We start from the raw sequence: 21,513 nt of genomic DNA, 5'->3' as shown, positions 1-21,513 counted from the left end.
AGATTGCTTTCGTCTGTTACGACATCACGGGAACAGAGTGACTGGCATGGCGTTGCCCACGTCTGGACCTTGATCCGATCAGTGGCTTTGGCCGTAGTAAAGTGTTTAACAAAGGCTCGCCTATGTTTCATCTGATTTTCGGACTTCCGTGGCTGCTGGTCGCGACGCGGTTCATCGCACCGCTGCCGTGGATATGGTCCGTGAAGATTGCGCTGGCGATGCTTTTGCTGGTCGCGTCCCAATATCATTTCTTCAACCGCCTTTCGTCCGGTTCGGTTTTCTCGCCTGAATTTCCAAGGATGCTTGTCGTCGCGTTCAACGTCTTGATGGGGACGCTTCTGCTGCTGGCGGTTTTGCAGATAGCGCTGGATCTTGTTTCGCTGGTGCTTTGGCCGTTCAAAGGGCATTTTCCGGCAGCACCGGCCGGGCTGAGATATGGGATGGGCCTCGTGGCCCTGGCGCTGGCGTCTTTCGGTGTCGCGCAGGCCATTCGCGTGCCGCCATTGAAGGATATCGAGATTTCCATAAAAGGCCTACCGCCTGCTTTTGACGGCTATCAGATGATCCAGCTGACCGACCTTCACATCAGCCGCCTGTTTACGGGAGAATGGGCTGAGGAGGTAGTTGCCAGAACCAATGCCTTGAACGCTGATTTGATTGTCATCACGGGTGATCTGATCGATGGCAACATACAAAGCCGTAAGGCCGATATCGCGCCGCTTGCCAAATTGAAGGCGCGAGACGGCGTGATGACCATTCCCGGCAATCACGAATATTTCTTCGGGTACGAAGAATGGATGCGCTACTTTGAAGGTCTGAACATGAAGACGCTGGCGAATGCCCATACCGTGATCGAGCGGAATGGCGCGAGCATCGTGATCGCTGGCGTAACGGATCTGACCTCGACGCGATCTGGTTTCCCAGCGCCTGATATAGCGGCAGCACTGAATGGCGCACCGGTGGCTTCGCCTGTCATCCTGCTCGACCACCAGCCAATGGAAGCCGAACGCAATGCGCGGGCTGGCGTCTCTGTCCAGCTTTCGGGCCACACCCATGGCGGAATGGTGCTTGGCCTCGACCAGCTCGTGGCGCTCGCCAACAAAGGATTCGTATCGGGCTTTTACCAAGTGGGCGAGATGCAGCTTTACGTGAACAATGGCACGGCGCTTTGGCCGGGCTTTGCGTTGCGGCTGGGCGTTCCGTCAGAGTTGACACGCATCACGCTGCGACGCGCGCAATGAACTGAGCGCGTTCGACCTGCATCTTCCGGGATAATGGAAGATGCAGGTGAGGCGGACTGCTTATACCGCTTCACTGTTTGGAATGAACAGGGTGACGACGGTGCCCTTGCCGACGCAGGAGCGGATCTTCATCGATCCACCATGTAGCCGCACCAGAGAGCGGGAAATGGCAAGGCCGAGACCCGAGCCGCCCTGGCTCTTGGCATACTGGCTTTGGACCTGCTCAAAAGGCTGGCCGATCTTGTTGATGGCTGCCGAGGGAATGCCGATGCCGGTATCGGCGATGGTCAACATGAGGCCGCTTTGATGAACATGAGTGCGAACTTCCACGCGCCCGCCATTGCCGGTGAATTTCACCGCATTTGACAGCAGGTTGAGCATGATCTGCTTCATGGCGCGGCGATCCCCCGAGATATGCAGGTCCTTACAGACGCGCTGCCGGATGGAGATGTTCTTCTGGGCGGCCTGGATGGCCGTGAGGCGAAGCGTTTCGTCCACCAGCGGCACAAGGTCGACCTTCTCGCGGTTGATCCGCATATGGCCGGCTTCGATCTTCGACATGTCGAGGATATCATTGATGACGTTGAGCAGATGCTTGCCGCTATCATGAATATCACGGGCATATTCGCTGTATTTTGGGGACCCGACCGGGCCGAACATTTCTGCCAGCAGGATTTCCGAGAAGCCGAGAATGGCGTTGAGCGGCGTGCGCAACTCATGGCTCATATTGGCGAGGAACTCGGATTTGGCCGTGTTAGCAGCCTCGGCCCGTTCCTTTTCCGCCTGATAGAGTGCATTTGCGGACGACAGTTCAGTCTTCTGGCGCTCCAGCTTGTGGCGGGAGGCCGAGAGGTCGCCAATCGTTGCCATCAAACGTTTCTCAGAATCGCGAAGGCGCTCTTCGTGCCGTTTGAGAAGGGTGATGTTGGTGCCAACGGACACCAGACCGCCATCGCGGGTGCGGCGTTCGTTGATCTGCAGCCAGCGCGCATCGGCCAGCTGAACTTCCGTTGTGCGCGACAGGCCTGATTGGTCCGGGTCAGCCACACGGCGCTCCACCACGGGGCGGCAGGCGGCAGCGTTGACCACGGATCGCTCGGTGCCAGCGACGAGAACGCTATCCGGTAGACCATATGCCTGCTGGAAGTGGGCGTTGCACATCACTAGGCGGTCGTTCTTGTCCCAGAGTACGAAGGCTTCCGATGTGCTTTCGATGGCGTCTGCCAGACGCTGGTCGGCCTCGGCATAACGCTGCGCCAGACGGTGCTGCTCGGTAATGTCCATGGCAATGCCGATGACACGCGGGCCTGCGGAAGTGTGGATGACCTGAGCGCGAGCACGCAGCCAGACATAATGACCGTGGGCGTGGCGCATGCGGAAAATCTGATCGATCTGGCGAAGTTCGCCGCAGCCCACAGAGCGCGCAAGCTCATAGAGATTACCGTCTTCCGAGTGCATCATGCGGGCAGCATCGCTGAACGACAGAGGCTCTGTTTTGGGCGGCAATCCAAGAATTTCGTAGAGAGATGTGGACCAGAACATGCGACGGTTCGAGAGGTCGAAATCCCACAGGCCGCAGCGTCCGCGAGACAGTGCGGTTTCGACGCGAAGGTTGGATTCCACGAAGATTTCATCCGCCGTCCGCGCCCGCTTCACCTGCATGTAATAGGCGTAGAGAATGACGAGCAGGATTGCGGAAATGCCGGTGAACAGTGTGACGTTCATGGCCACTTCGCTGCGCCAGAAAGACCGGATCGGCTGCAAGGACCGCGCAGCAATGATCATGCCACCCTCGACGCCCAGCGGCAGCATGGTTGCGTAGTGAGGCGTGTCCTCAATATAGGTTTCGATGGTGCCGGGCGCGCCTGGAAAGCGGCGGACGATGGCAATTTCCGGCAGAAGGCTCGTCAGCGATGTGCCCACGTAAAGCGGCGCGCTCTTGCCGATGCCACCGAAAATGCGACCATTATTGCCAGCGACCAGCAGCAGCGTGTCATCATCGAGACTGCCCGTAGGAAAAGCCGTTCTGAGGCGAGCCTCAGCATCGGCGCGATCCTGTGTGGCAAAGAGGGGTTCGGCATTGTGGAGCGACGCCCTGGCGGCAAGCGCCGAAAGTGCTGTCGTCTGCCGCGCAGCCTCTTCCATCCTCCCGGATTCTGCAACGATGCCCAGCATGCGCGATGTCGCGACGACAACGAGAAAAGCCAGTATCAGGACAGGTATGAGCCGCTTCAGCAGCAATTCTAATTGTGGTAACTGGATACTGCTTCTTGGCACCGTGGCAAAAGCAGTTAAATAACCGGATAGCCTTTCGCCCCATGCAGCTATGTCAGCAAATTTGGCATACGGGCGCTCATCGCCCGCAATCGCCCGCCGCACATTCGTCATTAATCCGCCTTGATATTCCTCGTGATATTCGAAGCATATTGCTCGAATCTGACACCAGTGAATCAAAGCTGATTCGGCTTGTCCAGAGCTTAAGGTTAAAAGAAATTTAACCCCTTGAACGGACTCTGTATTTTTTTGGGGCAGGTTAGGCGACTCTTTGCGAAGTCGCCTAACTCAGCAAAGTCAAGCCTTTAACACACGTTCAACGATGTCACGAACATCTGCAGACAGTGCAGTAGACCGTTCGATGGTCGTCAATGCGCCACGTGCGTGATCAGCCCGAACAGGCTCCAGAGAGCGCCAAGACCGCATGGACGTGAGGATGCGGGCGGCAAGCTGGGGATTGCGCTTGTCTATGGTGACGATCTGTTCTGCAAGGAACCGGTAAGCTTCGCCGTCTGCACGGTTGAAGCCCGTCGGATTTCCAAATGCGAAGGTGCCGATCAGGGAGCGAACGCGGTTTGGGTTGGTGCTAGTGAAGTGCTTCGAGCCGGTGAGTTGCTTGATGCGATCAAGCGCACCGCAGCCCGGAATGGCCGCCTGAATGGAAAGCCATTTGTCCAGAACCAGCGCGTTGTCGGCAAAGCGGGTTTCGAATGTCGCCAGCGCCTCGGCTGTTTCTGGCGCATCGGGGAAACGTTGCGTCAAAACGCTGAGGGCATAGGCAAGATCGGTCATGTTCGTTGCGGCCGTGAATGCCGCAGAGGCGCGGGCAGGGCTGCCTTCAACGAAGGACAAATAGCTCATGGCGATGTTGCGCAGCGACCGGCGACCGGCACTTGTGGCGTCAGGCGAATAAGCGCCCTTATCTTCCAATGCGGTGAAGAGTGCTGTGAATGTTTCCACGCCAGCTTCGGCAATGGCAGTCATGGCCGCATTGCGGGCCTTGTGGATGGCTTCCGGGTCATTGTTGCTGCCGATTTCGCGAGCAATATCAGCTTCGCTTGGAAGGGTCAGCGCCTGCGCACGAAACGCTGGCTCCAATGTCTCATCGGCTGCAATTTCAATCAGTGTCGCAATGAAGGCCGCGTCGAACGCCACGGCTGCACCATCGCGCATCGCGTGGCTTGCCTTGATGAGATCAGGCATGGCCAGCGTTGCCAGTGCCTGCCAACGCGAGAACATATCCGTGTCGTGACGGGCGATCTGCACCATGTCCTCTGCGGATTGTTCGAGATGCAGGTTGATGGGTGCGGAGAAGCCACGGTTGATGGACAGCACGGGCCGGGAAGAAATGCCTGAGAATGTAAATGTCTGGCTGCGTTCGGTCAGATGCAGCACGCCATCGCGATATTCGCCGCCCTCGACCTTGGCCGGCTCGGCAATCTGGCCGTTGTCGAGGATCAGCGCGGTGGACAGCGGAATATGCAGGGTCTGCTTGTTGGTCTGCCCCGGCGTTGCTGGCACCGTCTGTTCAAGCGAGAGCGTGAAGGTTGAGGAGGCGGCGTCATAGGCCGTGGAAGCGCTGACGAGCGGCGTGCCAGCCTGAACATACCAGCGGAAGAACTGACCAAGATCGCGACCGCTTGCATCGGCGAAACACTTGATGAAATCCTCGACGGTCGAGGCGTCACCATCGTGGCGCTCAAAATAGAGATCCATGCCCTTGCGGAAGTCATCGGCACCCAGAATGGTGGCGATCATGCCGGTAATCTCGGCACCCTTCTCATAGACGGTCGTCGTATAGAAATTGTTGATCTCCCGATATTTATCGGGGCGTGGCGGGTGTGCCAGCGGGCCGCCATCTTCCGGAAACTGTTCCGACTTGAGGTGGCGCACATCGGCGATGCGCTTCACGGCGCGTGAGCGCATGTCGGAAGAGAATTCCTGATCGCGGTAAACCGTCAGGCCTTCCTTGAGGCAGAGCTGGAACCAGTCGCGGCAGGTGATGCGATTACCGGTCCAGTTGTGAAAATACTCATGCGCGATGATACGTTCGATATTGGCATAATCGGTATCGGTCGCTGTTTCAGGATCGGCCAGAACGTATTTATCGTTGAAGACGTTGAGACCCTTGTTCTCCATCGCGCCCATGTTGAAATCGGACACGGCGACGATCATGAAGATATCCAGATCGTATTCGCGACCGAAATGCTCTTCATCCCACGTCATGGAGCGTTTCAGCGCATCCATGGCGTATGCAGCGCGAGGCTCCTTGCCGTGTTCGACATAAATCTTCAGGGCGACTTCACGACCGGACATGGTGGTGAATGTATCTTCGATGAGGCCGAGATCACCAGCAACGAGCGCAAACAGATAGCTGGGTTTGGGATGCGGATCGAACCATGCCGCAAAGTGACGGCCTTCATCATAATTGCCACCACCGAGGAAATTGCCATTCGACAGCAGGAAGGTGTTGCCTTCCTTGGCGGCGATAATGGTGATGGTGTAGGGCGCCAGTACATCCGGGCGATCGGGGAAATAGGTAATGCGGCGGAAGCCCTCGGCTTCGCACTGGGTGCAGTAGACACCATTCGTGCGGTAAAGGCCCATCAACTGCGTATTGGTTTCCGGGTTGATGTAGTTCGTCACGCAGATTTCGAATGGTTCTGCTTCTGGCAGGTCGCGGATCGTCAGACTGTCCGGCGTCGCATCAAACTGCGTCGCGGGAATATCGATCTGGTCCAGCAGGAGGCCTGAAAGCGTCAGCTCATCACCGTCAAGAACAAGCGGTGCTGTCTTCTCGGCACCTTCGCGCCGGTGGAAAATCAGCCTCGCTTCGACCTTGGTATTTGTCGGGTCGAGTTCGAAAGTGAGGTCAACTCGTTCGAGAACGAAATCGGTAGGGCGATAATCCGCCAGATGAACGATTTGGCCTGTGTCTGTTCGCATGACTATTCCTGAATGAACCTTGCCTGGCGCGCTTCAGGTTTCATGCTGCATGTCACCTGAAAGTAGAACTGAAAATGGGTCACATACATGTGAGATTCGCAAGACGTGATGTCTTGGTAGTGTAGCGCAAGACAAATTGATCATTGATGATCAATGAACATGTCTCGCATTGGCACACCATCCCATTAAATGTTGAACGATTACTGAAATTATCGCCGGGACTAGATTATATTATCATAAAATATCCGCTTGGTTAGCAATTCTATTATCTTCAGCAAACGGCGATGATCCGTGGCTTGCCTTTGCACCACTGCTCCTCGTTGCATTTGCGCATGCCATTGTCGTTGCATTTGCGCATGCCATTGAGGGAAAAATGCGGTGTCTGAGCCGCACGTAACAAGTTTGCCTGCACAAGCAGTGATTCTCTGTTATTCACGGTTGGACATGCAGGCTGGATCCGTGGTCTGTGAGATGTAACCGGTTCGCCTGCTGAACCATGGAATGCCTATCCCCATGAGTGCCGCCGCATACAATCCCATCAAGGGAATAAGCTTCAAGCTGATCTCCGTTGCATTTTTTCTGGTCATGCAGACCTGCATCAAAGCCGTCGGGCCGGATGTGCCTGCCGGGCAGATCAGCTTTTTCCGCTCTCTCTTTGCCATCGTGCCGATCGTCATCTATCTGGCGTGGCTTCGCAGCCTGCACAGTGCATTCCACACCGACAATATTGCGGGTCACTTCAAGCGGGGAATGCTGGGAATCCTCTCGATGATCTGCGGCTTTTACGGGCTTACGCTTTTGCCGCTGCCGGAGTTCATCGCGATTGGTTATGCCTCGCCACTGATGGCAGTCGTCTTTGCGGCGTTGATATTGGGCGAAGCCGTGCGCATTTATCGATGGTCTGCGGTTCTTGTGGGTATGACGGGTGTCATCATCATCCTGTGGCCCAAGCTGACGCTGTTGCAGGAAGGTGGCTTTGCTGCAGGCGAGGGCATCGGTGCGCTTTCAGTCTTGCTCGGTGCCGTTCTCGCAGGCCTTGCCATGGTTCAGGTCCGCCAGCTGGTGGTAACGGAAAAAACGGCAACCATCGTTCTCTATTTCTCGCTGACGGGCACTCTGCTATCCGCGCTCAGCCTGCCTTTTGCATGGGAATGGCTGGATATTTGGCAGACCATGCTTCTCATAACCTCGGGTATCGCCGGTGGCATTGCCCAGATATTGCTGACCGAAAGCTATCGCCACGCGGAAGTCTCGACCATCGCCCCGTTTGAATACAGCTCAATTCTGTTTGGGATCGGCGTCTCATACATATTGTTCGGAGATATCCCGACGGTAACGATGCTGGTGGGGACCGCGATTGTCGTTTCTGCTGGAATATTCATCATACTTCGCGAGCATCAATTGGGACTGGCGCGCAAAGCGGCCAGAAAGGCATCGACTCCACAGGGTTGAGGAGGCGCATGCCTGCAATTTCAGCACACTGTCGTTGACAGCCGAAATACTACATTTTTATCAAAGTTTTACCCACACTTCACGTAGATGTGTTATGGAGCGCAGCGGTGGTAAAGGTAATTCGGGTGGCATATCGTGTTTCGGGTAAAATGCGCGGGGCTTGATTGCGCGTGCCTGTTGTCTACGGACAGCATCGGCAAGCAATGGGCAAGGGGACTAGGTGCAACATCGGCGTTTCGAGGTGGCTCGTATCGAGCACGCGGCGCTGGCCATGCTGTTTTTGCAGGCCCTGCTTTCCTGGCTATGTCATGCATGCAGATCCCTGCGGGGTTGACGCCATGAGATATTCCCATGCCGAACTGGTCGCGCATCCTCAGTTGCTGGGGGCCATCCGCACGCTGGCGCGCCATCTGCGTGCCGCCTATAACGATAATCCGCGCATCGCACGGCTGCTCTCAGCCCACCAGAAATGGCTGATGACGCAGGCGGGTATGGCGCTCAACCTTCGCAACAAGCCGCATGGTTTTACCGTGGCGCAATTGCGCGAGCTTGTGACCGATAACGGTATCGCCAGCCGCAACACCGTTCAGAACTATCTCGATCAGCTTGAAATCTACCGCTATAGCGAACGCGTATCGCCGCTGACTGTGCGCCCTCGACGCTACCGGGCGACCGCTATCAGCGAGCAATCGATGGTGATGTGGTACACGGCAAATCTGGCCGCGCTGGATGGGATGGATGGGGGAATACGGGCCGCGCAGATGATGGCGAGACCAGAGCTTGCCTTCCATGCGCAGCCCATCGCCGCGTTGAATTGCATTGCCGACAAGGCATGGGTAGATCCGCCTGAGCGCGTTGGCCTGTTCTTGTGGACAGAGGCGGGCGCGCTTGTGATGGACGAGTTCATCAGCCGCATCGAAGACGCTGGCCGTCAGAATGACCGCATCGACATAGGCTATGTCGATGCGCGGGCCTTATCCGCTGAATTCATGATGTCGCGCACCCATCTACAACGCCTGCTCAACAAGGCAGCAGAGCAGGGCACCATCGGCTGGCACGATGACAGCATTCGAAGCGGAATGTGGTTCTCGCGGGACTTTTTGGACGAATACTGCAACTGGCAGGCCATCAAGTTCGTCTATGTGAACAATGCTTTTGCCGATGCGCTGGAACATTGCGCTGCCAGCGCCCCATAGGGGCTCTCCAGCCTGGCCATGGCGGTTCGTTTCACGAAAGCAGAAACGCAAAAGCGCCTCTCCATAGGAAAGGCGCTGCAAAGCGTCGTAGCTATAACCGCCAACAGGCAAAGCCTGAAGAGGTATCCTCAGCGTTCGCGGAAGTCTGCGAATACAGCCGATGGACGTGTTGTGCGAACCTGCTGGGCTGATGCGCGCGCTGTCAGCTGTTCGTTGGTTCCACCAAAGCGGTGGTAGCCTTCGCTGGAGCGCGGGCCGAGGCCTGCAAGCCGAAGAGTTTCAAAACCGGAGTGAACCGGACGGAAGCGAGTGGTCATTGCCTTGGTTCCTTAAACCGTTTCCTCCCAAGACGAGATGACTTATTGCAGCGCAGCAGAGATTCGGCAAGAAACGCAAATGGGCCGCTGTCATGCGTAATTTGCATGGCTTTCTTCACAAATGATTCATATTGATCAAAAAGGAAGCATTTACATTTGGCGCAGATGCGCCTGGAATGCCAATAAGTCCTGCCATGCCAATGACTTGCTGGCCGGAGCGTTCAAAAGCTCCTGCGGGTGCAAAGTGGCGATTGCCGGCACGACGCCGGGTCCACATGCGACATCCCGCCACTGTCCGCGCAGCGAATGAATGGTGCCCGTGCCGCCAAAGAAAAAACGGGCGGTGAAGTTGCCGAGAAGCAACAGCACTTTCGGCTCAGCGAGAGCAACCTGCCGCTCGATGAACGGGCGGCATATTTCCATCTCCGGGCCAGATGGCGGGCGGTTGCCAGGCGGGCGCCATGGCACGACGTTGGTCAACAGCAGATTGGCGCGGTCCAGACCGATGGCGGCGAGCATACGATCCAGCAGCGTGCCGGTCTTGCCCATGAAGGGGTGGCCCTCGCGGTCATCATCAGCATCCGGCATGGGGCCGATGACCATGATGCCGGAGGACGGGTCGCCTTCGGCAAAAATCGTGTTGCGGGCACTGTTCTTCAGATTGCAGCCATTGAAGCTTTCCAGCGCCGATTTCAGCTCAGATAGCGAACGCGCTGTTTCGGCAGCAAAACGTGCCGCAGCGATCGCCTGTTCATCTGGCATCGCGACATTGGCCTGAACAGCGGGCGCCTGAACAGCGGGCGCCTGAACTGCGCCGCTGCTGCGGGCGGGCGAAGATTGCGTGGCCCGTTGCGGGCTGTTTCGCGAGGGTGCGCTTGATGCGGCCTCGCTCTGGCGCGGCTCGGCCTCTCTGGCAGGTGCGCGGTTTTGGCGGGTCGCTGCAAATTCTGCGAAGCGATCCACCGCTGTGTCTTCCAACAGCCAGTCAACGCCCGCATCTGCATGAAAATGCAGAAGCGCGGCCAGTTCTGCCGGGGAAAGGTCTTGGGCCGAGATCATGGGTCTAGAATTACCCTATGTGCCCAGCCCGCGTAACCCCTGATATCACGCTGTCCAGCGTTCAATATCACCACTTTCGCCAATCATCGCGAGGCCGTGGGCGATGGAGAGCAACTCTCCGCCCGTTTCAATCCTGTCCGCATCGAAACGGCGGGTGAACAACTGCCGCACGGCTGGCACGAATGATGTGCCGCCGGTGAGGAACACCTTGTCGATGGCGTCTGGTGACGTGTTGGTCTTTTCCAGCACTTCGTCCAGCGCGCCCTCGATCTTGGCGAGGTCATCAACGATCCACTGGTCGAAATCGGACCGCTTTACCATCTTGCGGCCTGCCTTGCCGAGTGGCGAGAAATTGAACTCGGCTTCTTCCTGTGAAGACAATCCCATCTTGGTTGCGGAAATGGCCTGATAGAGCGGATATCCTTCATCATGATCGACGAGATCGATGAACATTTCCAGCTTTTCAGGCTCCAATGCAGACCGCACGAGCGATTTCAGATCCGTGAATTCCTTGGAGGTCTTGAAGATGGAGAGTTGGTTCCAGCGCCCAAAATTCACATAGTAACCGTTGGGAACATCCAGCACCTTGTCGAAGCTTTTGAACTTGCTGCCCTTGCCGATCTCAGGCGAGACGAGATTGTCGATCATGCGGAAGTCGAAATGGTCTCCCGCCACGCCAACGCCGGAATGGCCGATAGGGGTCGCCGAAAGCTTGCCGGCATGGGTCTCGAAACGGATGAGCGAATAGTCGGTGGTGCCGCCGCCGAAATCGGCGACCAGAACATTGGCGTCCTTCTTCAGGCTCTGCGCAAAGTAATATGCGGCAGCGACCGGCTCATAGACGTAGTGAATTTCAGGAAAACCGGCGCGGGTCAGCGCATCATTGTAGCGCGCAATCGCAAGCTCTTCATCCGGGTTGGAGCCCGCAAAGCGTACCGGGCGGCCTGCAACAACGGTCTGGATATCATCGCGCCATTCGTCTCCCGCATAGGTCTTGAGCTTGCGCAGGAACACTTCCATCAGGTCTTCAAAGCTTTGGCGCTTGGCATAAACAAGCGTGCCCTGAAACAGCGATGAGGCGGCAAAGGTCTTGATGGATTGCAGAAAGCGGCAATCGCCGGGATTGTCGATGAACTGACGGATGGCGGCATGGCCTGCTTCCACCTGAAGGGCTGAAGCGCCAAATGTGCCAGACTTCATGAAGGAAAGCGCCGTGCGCATGCTGTCAGTTGTGCCGGCACTGCTGGTAAAGCGCATGGAGTGGCTTGTGTTGCCGCTGTCCGACATGGCCATGACCGTATTGGTCGTGCCGAAATCGAGCCCGAGTGTTCTTGCCATAGCGCGTTTTTCCTAAGATCAAATGTGGTTTAGCCGCGTGCCCGGAGGCATGCGGTTTTGAACGGGATGCCGAAGCGTCCGACTGTTTTGAAGAGGGCGCGTGATCGCACAGGCAAATGTGATTGGCAAGCGCGTGGGAGTCGTTTTCTCCCCGTCCGCCGCAATAATGCCATTCGTTTTCTGCCTATCGCGGCGGGGGACTTCGCATTTTATCGACGCTCAGGGAGGATCACTGTGATCTCAAACGCATTGACGACATTGGCATTTGGTGCCGCCATCACGCTTTCCGGTCTTCACGCAACATCGGTCATGGCAGCGCAGCCCGTGCAATGTACCGTGATTGTCGATGCCGCAAGCGGCGAGATGCTGCACCGGGACGGGACTTGCAACAAGGCCTTTGCCCCGCAATCCAGTTTCAAGCTGCCGCTGGCCGTCATGGGCTATGATGCGGGGATCTTGACCGACGCCACAACGCCGCGATGGGATTACAAGCCCGAGTGGAAAAGCTCCAAGCGCGAGCAGAAATCTGTCGATCCGACCATATGGGAAAAGGATTCGATCGTCTGGTATTCGCAGGAAATTACCCGCAAGCTCGGTAAGCAGAAATTGGCCGACTACGTGAAGCGTTTCGATTATGGCAACGCCGATGTGACGGGCGTGAAGGGCCGAAGCGATGGGCTCACGCAATCCTGGCTGATGTCTTCTCTGAAGATTTCACCTGAGGAACAGGTCGATTTTCTGCGGCGCTTTGTGAATGGAAAACTGCCGGTTTCCAAGGCCGCTCATGACAAGACAGTGGCGATTATTCCGACCTTTGAGGCCGCCAACGGCTGGACAATCCACGGCAAAACCGGTTCCGGCCGCATGCGCACCGAGGCGGGCAAGTTCGATCGCAACGACTGGCTGGGCTGGTTCGTTGGCTGGGCAGATAAGGGCGACCGCCGCGTGGTGTTTGCGACGCTGAACATCCGCGATTGGACAAGCGAAGAGCCGATCAGCTTCGCCACGCGAGATGCATTGATTGCGCAGCTGCCGAAACTCGTGAAATAGCTCAGCGCGCGAAACGTCGGGCGGCGAAGATCACGACCAGCCCGACGACGGCGACCACCGCACCGCGCAACATCCAGGGGCGTTGATCGATCATGAAGCTTGACGCGGGGTAGGGGAAATATCCGCTGCCCTGCCCAATCCACACCAGTCCGATGAGCGCCAGCAGCGCGCCGATCACAATCAGTGAAACCCGAACGATCTTCATTGGCGGACCTTCTCTGTGAATATTTGCGCCTAGTCTATCTGCGCGAGAGAAGAATTGCCATCCTCTGGGTCAGGACCGTGAAAATCGATGGCACCTGAACCAGAGTTGGCTTTCATTTGAGCCGATTGTTGCCCGGCAGGTCAGCCAGCGGGCTGGTCGCTACCGGATTTGATTTCCTCCAGTCGCGCGCGCATGGCTCCCTGCACGAGGTTGCCGACGTCGGTCATCGACATGCCGTGATCAACGAGATTCAACACGAGATCCGCCATTTCTGCGCGGGATTCCTCGTTGCTGCCTGGCAGATTCAGTGCTGTAGCATGCTGATCCATGAAGGGTGCGCGGCGGTAGAAGGCGGTTCCGAAAATGTGGAGCCACATGCGCTCCAGAATATAACCGTTGGCCGCAGCGCCGCCGACCGAGAAGTCATACATCGCATCCTTGGACTCGTCCGAAAGCTTTGCCACATATGCATTGCGTACCGCGAAAATGGCGCCGTAGGAAAACACACCGGCAGTGTGACGGTCGGCGTCATCTGCAAGCGCGTCGAGCTTCCATTTCCGAAGGCTGTGCGCAGCGATATTGGACGTATTGGGCGAGATGCATTCAAGCGTCTTGTAAACAAGGCCCATGTTCCACGCGCCGACATCTGTAAATTCGAGCGCAACCCAATCATAAAGGGAAAAAGCTTCAGGCCGAGCGCGAAGATGCAGCGGAAAATTCTCGCGATAGCGGTCCAGATGGACTGCGGGCGGAATGTTTCGTTCTGCAAGCCATTGCCAGGTGAGGGTCTGGACATTGTCCCACTGACGCCAGTTTTTCAGCAGGTCAATAAAATCGGGACTATGGGTATGCGGGTCGCCCTGCGAGAACACGGTAAAATAATGATCATCCGTTGCGCGGGTTCTCATGTGGTGAAGGTACGTTTCGGACTCACGGCCGACATTCGGGCGCACCACGATTTCGGTTGCACGTGCGAGCACCGTGGGCGAGGTGATTTCCTCTCCCTTGTTGTAAATGATGACCCGAAATTCCTGGGGGATATCGACAATCCATTCGAGAGCTTCGTTATATCTCGCCAAAACGATTGTGTGCATGGATCCCTCGTGAATGCCGGCGCCACATCACTGGATGGCACCCTCTATACGTTGGAACTATTCGGTAAAGCTTGTGTGGGTCTTGTGAAGTCAAGTTGCGCCGCAATGCGCTGCATATGAGCAAAGTAAAAATCACGCTGATCAGCGCAGGTTAAGCTCTAGATTTACTGGCTTGTGGGTTCTGCTGGTCAAGAAGCATTTGGCTGGACACAAACACAAAAGAAAAGGCGCCGTCTTATGCCGGCGCCTTTGATGTGCGGCTGTGTTTCAATCAGATGGATTTCGACGCGCCGCCATCCACGCGCAGCATCGTGCCGGTGATGTAACTTGCTGGCTCAGAGCAGAGGAATGCGCCAGCTGCGGCAAATTCCTCGACCTTGCCGAGGCGTCCGGCGGGAATGGTTTTCAGCGATGCCTCGCGTACCTCTTCAACGCTTTTGCCGAGTCTGGTCGCATTTGCGCCATCCAGTTCATCGATGCGATCCGTGTGAATGCGACCGGGGAGCAGCAGGTTTGCCGTGACGCCGGAACCAGCGACTTCGGTGGCCAGCGTCTTGTTCCAGCCCACCAGCGCGCCGCGCAACGTGTTGGACAAGGCGAGATTGGGAATGGGCTCGAACACACCTGAAGATGCGACCGTGAGAATGCGGCCCCAGCCTTGTTCTTTCATCTGCGGCAGAAATGCGCCTGTTAGGGTAATGACGCGCAGCACCATGGATTGGAAGAAGGTTTCCAGCTTGTCGATGGTCATATCCTGCGCCGTGCCCGGAGTAGGGCCGCCGGTGTTGTTGACGAGAATATCGATGCCGCCCAGCTTGTCATTCACGGCCTGAACCATGGAGGCGACGAAATCGCCCTGCGAAAGGTCGCCACGAACCCAATCCGCCTTGCCTTTGCCCAAGGCATTGATGGCATCCGCATTGGCCGCCAGCTTGTCTTCGCTGCGGCCAACCAGCAGCACATGTGCGCCTTCTTTCGCCAATGCCGTTGCAATACCCAGGCCAAGGCCACGCGACGATGCGAGCACGAGTGCGCGTTTTTCGGAAATGCCGAGATCCATGGTTGTTCTCCCTTATCGATGCTTTGGATGGTTATACGTGGGTAGGCGTTGGTTTTAAAAGAGGGGAAGACGGATTGTGAGTGGGAAACGCGCACCAGCCGTGACCGCCTTGCGGCATGTTTAAAAATTATATGACGTGCACGTAAAAGTAAGATATGATGTTTGCCGCCGAGAATGTAATAATGCTGAGGCGGCATTTGTGCAGTTCAACCTCGACAATGGCTCTTTGCTTTGCCAAGAGAGTTGGAGACAAAAGCCTTGAGAAACGGGCTGAGGGTGATGTGATTGAACCTTGCGCTGAGGCGAGCATTATAAAAAGCAAGACCGGACGGGACCGGTTAACGGATGAGGACACAATGACTGAGACGATGGAACTGCCGGAACGCGAATCGATGGAATTCGATGTGGTTATCGTTGGTGCAGGCCCTGCCGGTCTCTCTGCCGCGATACGGCTGAAGCAGATCAATCCTGACCTCTCCGTTGTCGTGCTGGAAAAAGGCGCTGAAGTGGGCGCGCATATCCTCTCTGGTGCCGTTGTTGACCCCACCGGTATCGACCGGCTTCTGCCCGGTTGGCGGGAGGAGCAGGGGCATCCATTCAAGACCGAGGTGAAGGACGACCAGTTTCTGCTGCTCGGTCCTGCCGGTTCCATTCGCCTGCCAAATGCGCTGATGCCGCCTTTGATGAGCAATCACGGCAACTACATTGTCTCGCTTGGTCTGGTCTGTCGCTGGCTGGCCGAAAAGGCCGAGGCGCTGGGCGTTGAAATCTATCCCGGCTTTGCTGCAACCGAAGTCCTTTACAATGAGGCGGGTGCCGTGAGAGGCGTCGCGACCGGCGATATGGGCGTGGAGCGCAACGGCGAGCCCGGCCCGGCCTTCACACGCGGCATGGAGCTGCACGGCAAATATGTGCTGATCGGCGAAGGCGTGCGTGGATCGCTGGCCAAGCAGCTCATCAACCGGTTTGAACTTTCCAAGGACAGCGATGTCCAGAAATACGGCATCGGCATCAAGGAACTCTGGCAGGTTGCGCCAGAAAAGCATCGGCCAGGTCTCGTCCAGCATTCCTTCGGCTGGCCGCTGGGCATGAAGACCGGCGGCGGTTCCTTCCTTTATCATCTGGAAGACAATCTTGTTGCCGTCGGCTTCGTTGTGCACCTGAACTACAAGAACCCCTATCTCTACCCGTTCGAGGAATTCCAGCGTTACAAGACGCACCCTGCCATCCGCGACACGTTCGAGGGCGGCAAGCGGCTTTCCTATGGCGCTCGCGCCATCACCGAGGGCGGATATCAGTCGGTGCCGAAGCTGACCTTCCCCGGCGGTGCGCTGATTGGCTGTTCGGCAGGCCTCGTCAATGTGCCGCGCATCAAGGGCAGCCACAATGCGGTTCTCTCAGGCATGCTCGCGGCGGATAAGATTGCCGATGCACTGGCCGCCGGTCGCGCCAATGATGAGGTTATCGAGATCGAGAACGAATGGCGCTCGACCGATATCGGCAAGGATCTGAAGCGCGTTCGCAACGTCAAGCCGCTGTGGTCGAAGTTCGGCACGGCTATTGGCGTGGGTCTCGGCGGGTTGGACATGTGGACTAACCAGCTGTTCGGCTTCTCCATTTTCGGCACGCTGAAACATGGCAAGTCCGATGCGCAAAGCCTTGAGCCCGCAGCCAAGCACAAACCGATCGCCTATCCAAAGCCCGATGGCGTGCTGACCTTCGACCGCCTGTCCTCCGTCTTCATCTCATCAACCAACCATGAAGAAGACCAGCCGGTGCACCTTCAGGTGACGGACATGGATTTGCAGAAGCGCTCCGAGCATGACGTCTATGCCGGCCCTTCCACGCGCTACTGTCCCGCCGGTGTTTACGAATGGGTGGAGAAGGATGGCGAGCCGACTTACGTCATTAACGCGCAAAACTGCGTTCATTGCAAAACCTGCGATATCAAGGACCCTAACCAGAACATCAACTGGGTACCACCGCAGGGCGGAGAGGGGCCTGTCTACGCGAATATGTAAGGCATTAGCGCGCCTGCCACTCACTTTCTGGCAATATTGTTAGCGCATACTGCGCAATGCTGGAGGGATTGGAGCGTTTCGCAGGCGCGGCGGTCTCTCGAATGCCATTGAGGACAGAATTGCAGAAGTCCGTCTGGTGCCTTACTACAGAGGAATGCAGCGCTTGCGCTGCGTGAGATATCCGGCGATCCGGATGTGGGAGCAGGTTATGACTATCGAGAGACGTCTTACTGAACGCACTGGTAGACTGGTTTGCGGCGCGGCGTTCGCACTTTTGGCCGTTGTCGCCATGCCGACGCGCCAAAGCGAAGCTGCGAGCTGCCGTGCAGAGGCCTCAGCCCAGATCGACTGGAGCAAATGCAACAAACGGCTTCTGATGCTGGGTGGCAGTGTTCTGGACGGCGCGGATTTGCGCGCAACCGACTTCACCTTCACCGATCTTCGCGGCTCCTCGTTCAAGAAGGCCAATCTTGAAAAAGCCAAGCTCATCCGCACATCACTGGCCTCATCGCAATTGCAGGATGGCAATTTCACCAAGGTGGAAGCCTATCGCGGTGATTTCAGCGATGCGAATGCGGAGAACGCCAAATTCTACGGCGCGGAAATGCAGCGCGCCAATTTTCAGAACGCAAAGCTTGTCGGTGCCGATTTCAGCAAGGCTGAACTGGGCCGTGCGGATTTCGAGGGCGCGGAGCTGACGGGCACTAAGTTCACCATGTCCAATCTCTCACGCTCGCGCTTTGAGGGTGCGACCTTCACAGGCCCAATCGATTTCGCCAATGCTTTCCTTCTTCTGGCGCGCATCGAGGGGCTGGACCTTTCCACGGCGACTGGCCTTGATCAGAAACAGATCGACATTGCCTGTGGCGACGCCAAGACCAAACTGCCGCAGGGTTTGACGACACCGACCTCATGGCCTTGCCCGGAAGACCCTGACGAGGACTGATAATGAGCGCCGGTGATGTTATCGCCAAGCAAAGAGCCGCCTTTTTGCGCGATGCACCGCCGGGCCTCGAGGCGCGAAGGGGTGATCTGAAAGCCTTGAGGGCTGCGATTATCGCCCGAAGGCGCGATATCGAACACGCCATCGATGCGGATTTCGACGGGCGCTCGCCACGCGAAACGGCGCTGGTGGAGGTCTTTGGCGCGGTGCAGGCCATTGATTACCTCTCCCGCAATCTCAAACGCTTCATGAAGCCTGAACGCCGCCATGTGCCGCCGACATTCCAGCTTGGCCGCGCCTATGTGGAGTATCAACCGCTCGGCGTTATCGGCATCCTGTCCCCGTGGAATTATCCGTTTCTGCTTGCCATAGTGCCGCTTGCGACGGCGCTGGCAGCCGGAAACCGGGCCATGCTGAAACCGTCCGAGCTGACGCCCCGCACCAGCCTTTTGATAAAGGAGATGCTGGCGAGCATCTTCCCGGAAGAAAAGGTCGCGGTCATACTGGGGGATGCGCAGACGGGCGCTGATTTCAGTGCGCTTGCCTTTGACCACCTGCTGTTTACCGGCAGCACGCAGGTTGGCTGCAGCGTGATGAAGGCCGCCAGTGAAAACCTTGTGCCGGTAACGCTGGAACTGGGTGGAAAAAGCCCCGCCATCATCGAAAAGGGCCATGTGACGGACGTTCACGCAGGGTCCATCGTGTTCGGAAAGCTGACCAATGCGGGCCAAACCTGCGTCGCGCCAGATTATCTCTTCGTCCATGAGGATGATGTTTCGTCCTTCGCAGATGCGTTTCAGCGCGCCGTGGCAAAATCCTATCCGCAGGGGGGGATGAGCCGCGATTATGCGTCCGTCATCAACGACCGGCATTTTGCGCGGCTGAATGCATTGCTGGATGATGCGCAGCAGAAGGGTGCGCGGGTTGTCGAAGTGGTCAGCATGCCTGCGCCGTCGGCTGCCAACCGGACGCGTGTGCTGGCGCCGCATCTGGTGTTTGATGTCAGCGACGACATGATGGTGATGCGCGACGAGATTTTCGGGCCGATCCTGCCGGTACTCACCTATCGAGATATCGACGAGGTGATTGCCACCATCAATGCCAGACCAAGGCCTCTGGCGCTTTACGTGTTTGGTGATGCCAACGGCGAAGCCTGCCGCGCCGTGCTGGCGCGCACCACCTCCGGCAATGCTGGCGTCAACAACACCATGCTGCATGTGGCGCAGGATGACCTGCCTTTTGGCGGCGTGGGGGCGAGCGGCATCGGCGCATATCACGGCATTGAGGGCTTTCGCCGCATGAGCCACGCCAAGGGTATTTTCGTTCAAGGCAGATGGAGCCTGCCAAGCCTGTTGCGCGCGCCGTTCGGGCGTCTTACAGATTGGGCACTGGCCTTTTTATTGCGCTAAAGAAATATTTTGCATTGCAACATGGAACTGCCCGGATTGCTTCATAACGTCGCGTCCAGGGATACTTAGTCAGGGACGCACAAGCATGACAATTGGTTGGATCGAGGCGGCGATTCTCGGTTTCATTCAGGGACTCACGGAGTTCCTGCCCATCTCTTCCAGCGCCCATCTGCGCATTGCGGGCGAATTTCTTCCCTCCGGCATCGATCCGGGTGCAGCCTTTACGGCCATCATCCAGATCGGCACCGAACTGGCCGTTCTGGTTTATTTCTGGTCCGATATCATGCGGATTGCCAATGCCTGGCTGCGCCAGAATCTGCGGATCGGCGGCAGTTTCGACCCCGCAGATGCGCGCATGGGTTGGATGATCATCGTCGGTTCGGTGCCGATCGTGCTGCTAGGACTGGTGTTCAAGGATGCCATCGAGCACTCGCTGCGCAATCTTTACATCACGGCCGTCATGCTGATCGTCTTCGGCTTCATCCTCGGCTATGCCGACAGGATCGGCCAGAAGAAGTACCCGATCAAGAAGCTGATCTGGCGCGATGCGGTACTGTTCGGTTTCGCGCAGGCCATGGCACTCATTCCCGGCGTGTCCCGTTCCGGCGGCACCATTACCGCTGGTTTGTTTCTGGGTTACACGCGTGAAGCGGCTGCCCGCTATTCCTTCTTGCTGGCCATTCCCGCCGTCTTCGGCTCCGGTTTTTACCAGCTGTTCAAGAGCATCGGGCAGGACAACCCGGTAGGCTGGGGGCCGACGGCGCTTGCGACCGTCATCTCCTTCTTCGTCGGTTATGCCGTCATCGTTTTCTTCCTGAAACTGGTGTCGACCAAGAGCTACATGCCATTCGTCTGGTATCGCGTGGGCCTGGGCGTCTTGCTTCTTGTGCTACTTGGCACGGGCGTTATCAGCGCCACCGCGTAATCTCGGTTTCAATACGCCTGCCGGTGCAAACCGGCAGGTGCCGATTTTCCTTGAAATCTTTTCCTCGGAATGATTTTTCATGACGGATGTGCAATAGAGCCGTTTATTGCGCGGCAAATTTCTTTTGCTTCTGTAAGTATCATCCGAAATCAGGACAGTCGGGACCCATTGATGAGCATTGAAGGCGGTTACGCGCTTGATGTGGAAGATATCCACAAAAGCTTCGGTACCAATGAAGTTCTGAAAGGCATTTCGCTCAAAGCCCGCAAGGGCGACGTCATCTCGATCATTGGTTCGTCCGGCTCCGGCAAGAGCACGTTTCTGCGCTGCATCAACTTTCTCGAAATGCCCGACAGCGGCCGCGTGACCGTGAATGGCGAAGAGGTAGCTGTCCGCATTGGCCGTGATGGCAAGGCAGTGCCGAAAAGCTGGCGGCAGGTGGAACGCTTGCGCACCGGGCTTGGCATGGTGTTTCAAAATTTCAATCTCTGGGCTCACCGCACGGTGCTGGAAAACATCATCGAAGCGCCAGTTCATGTGATGGGCGTGAAGCGGCAGGATGCGATTGAGAAAGCCGAAGCGCTGCTCAACAAGGTCGGACTTTACGACAAGCGGGATGTTTACCCCGCCTTTCTCTCCGGTGGCCAGCAACAGCGGGCTGCGATTGCGCGCGCGCTCTGCGTGGAACCTGCCGTGATGCTGTTTGATGAACCGACCTCAGCGCTGGACCCGGAACTGGTGGGTGAAGTGCTGAAGGTGATCCGCGATCTGGCCGAAGAGGGCCGTACCATGCTTCTGGTCACGCATGAGATGCGCTTTGCCCGCGATGTTTCCAGCCACGTCATGTTCCTGCATCAGGGCCGCGTGGAAGAAGAGGGCGCGCCTGAGCAGGTCTTCGGCAACCCGACCAGCACGCGCACCAGAGATTTTACTGGCGCCATCGCCAATTGATGTATTCGATATTCCAACAGGAGAAATTTAAG

General features: G+C 57.1%; 17 protein-coding genes. 9 read left to right on the top strand and 8 right to left on the bottom strand.

The window, feature by feature from the left end:
- Positions 1-122 precede the first annotated feature (122 nt).
- A complete protein-coding gene (locus IFT53_RS00850; RefSeq protein ID WP_192063686.1) occupies positions 123-1,241 on the top strand; it encodes a metallophosphoesterase in 1,119 nt (372 codons plus the stop codon).
- Positions 1,242-1,301: 60 nt separating this feature from the next.
- Here the strand turns inward: IFT53_RS00850 and IFT53_RS00845 are convergent, their stop codons facing one another.
- On the bottom strand, positions 1,302-3,629 hold the full coding sequence (locus IFT53_RS00845; protein ID WP_192063687.1) for a PAS domain-containing sensor histidine kinase: 2,328 nt from the start codon (positions 3,627-3,629) through the stop codon (positions 1,302-1,304).
- Between the two features lie 183 nt (positions 3,630-3,812).
- On the bottom strand, positions 3,813-6,461 hold the full coding sequence (pepN, locus tag IFT53_RS00840; RefSeq protein WP_192063688.1) for an aminopeptidase N: 2,649 nt from the start codon (positions 6,459-6,461) through the stop codon (positions 3,813-3,815).
- Positions 6,462-6,974: 513 nt separating this feature from the next.
- On the opposite strand from pepN, the gene IFT53_RS00835 reads away from it, so the two are divergent.
- Together IFT53_RS00835 and IFT53_RS00830 are read left to right on the top strand one after the other, a co-directional pair.
- Positions 6,975-7,913 (top strand): DMT family transporter, encoded by a 939-nt coding sequence (locus tag IFT53_RS00835; RefSeq protein WP_192063689.1) that lies wholly within the window; start codon positions 6,975-6,977, stop codon positions 7,911-7,913.
- A gap of 338 nt (positions 7,914-8,251) precedes the next feature.
- Positions 8,252-9,109: a hypothetical protein gene (locus IFT53_RS00830; protein ID WP_052496856.1), complete on the top strand. Its 858-nt coding sequence runs from the start codon at positions 8,252-8,254 to the stop codon at positions 9,107-9,109.
- Positions 9,110-9,237: 128 nt separating this feature from the next.
- Here IFT53_RS00830 and IFT53_RS00825 read toward each other — a convergent pair whose 3' ends face one another.
- The 3 genes from IFT53_RS00825 to IFT53_RS00815 form a co-directional block, all read right to left on the bottom strand.
- Positions 9,238-9,426, bottom strand: a complete 189-nt coding sequence (locus tag IFT53_RS00825; protein WP_192063690.1) for a hypothetical protein — start codon at positions 9,424-9,426, stop codon at positions 9,238-9,240.
- Between the two features lie 150 nt (positions 9,427-9,576).
- On the bottom strand, positions 9,577-10,485 hold the full coding sequence (locus IFT53_RS00820; RefSeq protein WP_192063691.1) for a uracil-DNA glycosylase: 909 nt from the start codon (positions 10,483-10,485) through the stop codon (positions 9,577-9,579).
- A gap of 45 nt (positions 10,486-10,530) precedes the next feature.
- Entirely contained in the window at positions 10,531-11,823 is a 1,293-nt protein-coding gene (locus tag IFT53_RS00815; RefSeq protein WP_192063692.1) for an Hsp70 family protein, read from the bottom strand.
- A gap of 309 nt (positions 11,824-12,132) precedes the next feature.
- On the opposite strand from IFT53_RS00815, the gene blaOXA reads away from it, so the two are divergent.
- Positions 12,133-12,873: a class D beta-lactamase gene (gene blaOXA / locus IFT53_RS00810; RefSeq protein ID WP_192063881.1), complete on the top strand. Its 741-nt coding sequence runs from the start codon at positions 12,133-12,135 to the stop codon at positions 12,871-12,873.
- A gap of 1 nt (position 12,874) precedes the next feature.
- On the opposite strand, the gene IFT53_RS00805 is transcribed toward blaOXA, so the two are convergent.
- The 3 genes from IFT53_RS00805 to IFT53_RS00795 all read right to left on the bottom strand — a co-directional run bounded on the left by IFT53_RS00805 (position 12,875) and on the right by IFT53_RS00795 (position 15,232).
- Positions 12,875-13,078 carry a hypothetical protein gene (locus IFT53_RS00805; RefSeq protein WP_192063693.1) on the bottom strand — a complete coding sequence of 68 codons (204 nt, stop codon included), beginning with the start codon at positions 13,076-13,078 and terminating at the stop codon, positions 12,875-12,877.
- A 140-nt stretch (positions 13,079-13,218) separates the two neighbouring features.
- Positions 13,219-14,172: a hypothetical protein gene (locus IFT53_RS00800; protein ID WP_192063694.1), complete on the bottom strand. Its 954-nt coding sequence runs from the start codon at positions 14,170-14,172 to the stop codon at positions 13,219-13,221.
- Between the two features lie 271 nt (positions 14,173-14,443).
- Complete coding sequence (locus IFT53_RS00795; protein ID WP_192063695.1) at positions 14,444-15,232, bottom strand: SDR family oxidoreductase; 789 nt, start codon at positions 15,230-15,232, stop codon at positions 14,444-14,446.
- A 356-nt stretch (positions 15,233-15,588) separates the two neighbouring features.
- Between IFT53_RS00795 and IFT53_RS00790 the strand changes: the two genes are divergently transcribed.
- The 5 genes from IFT53_RS00790 (at position 15,589) to IFT53_RS00770 (ending at position 21,481) form a co-directional block, all read left to right on the top strand.
- A complete protein-coding gene (locus tag IFT53_RS00790; RefSeq protein WP_192063696.1) occupies positions 15,589-17,253 on the top strand; it encodes an electron transfer flavoprotein-ubiquinone oxidoreductase in 1,665 nt (554 codons plus the stop codon).
- Between the two features lie 208 nt (positions 17,254-17,461).
- On the top strand, positions 17,462-18,199 hold the full coding sequence (locus tag IFT53_RS00785) for a pentapeptide repeat-containing protein (RefSeq protein ID WP_192063697.1): 738 nt from the start codon (positions 17,462-17,464) through the stop codon (positions 18,197-18,199).
- A 2-nt stretch (positions 18,200-18,201) separates the two neighbouring features.
- Entirely contained in the window at positions 18,202-19,605 is a 1,404-nt protein-coding gene (locus IFT53_RS00780; RefSeq protein ID WP_192063698.1) for a coniferyl aldehyde dehydrogenase, read from the top strand.
- Positions 19,606-19,690: 85 nt separating this feature from the next.
- Positions 19,691-20,530, top strand: coding sequence for an undecaprenyl-diphosphate phosphatase (locus tag IFT53_RS00775; protein ID WP_192063699.1), 840 nt, complete (start codon positions 19,691-19,693; stop codon positions 20,528-20,530).
- Between the two features lie 171 nt (positions 20,531-20,701).
- Positions 20,702-21,481: an ABC transporter ATP-binding protein gene (locus IFT53_RS00770; protein WP_192063700.1), complete on the top strand. Its 780-nt coding sequence runs from the start codon at positions 20,702-20,704 to the stop codon at positions 21,479-21,481.
- The last annotated feature ends 32 nt before the right edge of the window (positions 21,482-21,513 follow it).

Source organism: Rhizobium sp. CFBP 13644 (genome assembly GCF_014842165.1).
In the GTDB taxonomy this organism is placed as follows: Bacteria; Pseudomonadota; Alphaproteobacteria; order Rhizobiales; family Rhizobiaceae; genus Agrobacterium; species Agrobacterium tumefaciens_C.
The sequence above is the reverse complement of the archived record's forward strand: the minus strand, read 5'-3'. Positions and strand labels throughout refer to the sequence as shown.

Bases quoted from the DNA above. Each gene is read 5' to 3' on its own strand.
- IFT53_RS00850 (WP_192063686.1), top strand. From the start codon at position 123: ATGTTTCATCTGATTTTCGGACTTCCGTGGCTGCTGGTCGCGACGCGG.
- IFT53_RS00845 (WP_192063687.1), bottom strand. From the start codon at position 3,629: ATGACGAATGTGCGGCGGGCGATTGCGGGCGATGAGCGCCCGTATGCC.
- pepN (WP_192063688.1), bottom strand. From the start codon at position 6,461: ATGCGAACAGACACAGGCCAAATCGTTCATCTGGCGGATTATCGCCCT.
- IFT53_RS00835 (WP_192063689.1), top strand. From the start codon at position 6,975: ATGAGTGCCGCCGCATACAATCCCATCAAGGGAATAAGCTTCAAGCTG.
- IFT53_RS00830 (WP_052496856.1), top strand. From the start codon at position 8,252: ATGAGATATTCCCATGCCGAACTGGTCGCGCATCCTCAGTTGCTGGGG.
- IFT53_RS00825 (WP_192063690.1), bottom strand. From the start codon at position 9,426: ATGACCACTCGCTTCCGTCCGGTTCACTCCGGTTTTGAAACTCTTCGG.
- IFT53_RS00820 (WP_192063691.1), bottom strand. From the start codon at position 10,485: ATGATCTCGGCCCAAGACCTTTCCCCGGCAGAACTGGCCGCGCTTCTG.
- IFT53_RS00815 (WP_192063692.1), bottom strand. From the start codon at position 11,823: ATGGCAAGAACACTCGGGCTCGATTTCGGCACGACCAATACGGTCATG.
- blaOXA (WP_192063881.1), top strand. From the start codon at position 12,133: ATGGCAGCGCAGCCCGTGCAATGTACCGTGATTGTCGATGCCGCAAGC.
- IFT53_RS00805 (WP_192063693.1), bottom strand. From the start codon at position 13,078: ATGAAGATCGTTCGGGTTTCACTGATTGTGATCGGCGCGCTGCTGGCG.
- IFT53_RS00800 (WP_192063694.1), bottom strand. From the start codon at position 14,172: ATGCACACAATCGTTTTGGCGAGATATAACGAAGCTCTCGAATGGATT.
- IFT53_RS00795 (WP_192063695.1), bottom strand. From the start codon at position 15,232: ATGGATCTCGGCATTTCCGAAAAACGCGCACTCGTGCTCGCATCGTCG.
- IFT53_RS00790 (WP_192063696.1), top strand. From the start codon at position 15,589: ATGACTGAGACGATGGAACTGCCGGAACGCGAATCGATGGAATTCGAT.
- IFT53_RS00785 (WP_192063697.1), top strand. From the start codon at position 17,462: ATGACTATCGAGAGACGTCTTACTGAACGCACTGGTAGACTGGTTTGC.
- IFT53_RS00780 (WP_192063698.1), top strand. From the start codon at position 18,202: ATGAGCGCCGGTGATGTTATCGCCAAGCAAAGAGCCGCCTTTTTGCGC.
- IFT53_RS00775 (WP_192063699.1), top strand. From the start codon at position 19,691: ATGACAATTGGTTGGATCGAGGCGGCGATTCTCGGTTTCATTCAGGGA.
- IFT53_RS00770 (WP_192063700.1), top strand. From the start codon at position 20,702: ATGAGCATTGAAGGCGGTTACGCGCTTGATGTGGAAGATATCCACAAA.